Origin of the sequence: Dulcicalothrix desertica PCC 7102 (genome assembly GCF_003991905.1) — a bacterium.
Taxonomy (GTDB): Bacteria; Cyanobacteriota; Cyanobacteriia; order Cyanobacteriales; family Nostocaceae; genus Dulcicalothrix; species Dulcicalothrix desertica.
Map to the genome: position 1 here is coordinate 261,231 of NZ_RSCL01000004.1, position 356 is coordinate 261,586.

General features: G+C 48.9%; 1 pseudogene. It reads right to left on the reverse strand.

Annotated elements, in window-relative coordinates:
* Positions 1 to 356: pseudogene (locus DSM106972_RS56190) on the reverse strand (hypothetical protein); the annotation flags it as partial.

Here is a 356-nt window from a genome sequence, read left to right on the forward strand (position 1 = left end):
CTTTACCAGTCGAGGTGGCATTTACTCCACTTGCTATGGCGCTATCACCTGTAGCTGTAGCTGAGGCACCTGTAGCTTGGGCTGCATTACCTGTTGCGGTAGCATTTTGTTGATTTGCTAATGTGTTGGTACCTGTGGCAATTGCATTCGCACCACTTGCGGTCGCGGTATCACCTGTTGCAATTGAACTTGCTCCTGATGCGGTTGAACTTTTACCAGTCGAGGTGGCATTTACTCCACTTGCTATGGCGCTATCACCTGTAGCGGTGGCTGAAATACCTGTAGCTTGGGCTGCATTACCTGTTGCGGTAGCATTTTGTTGATTTGCTAATGTGTTGGTACCTGTGGCAATTGCA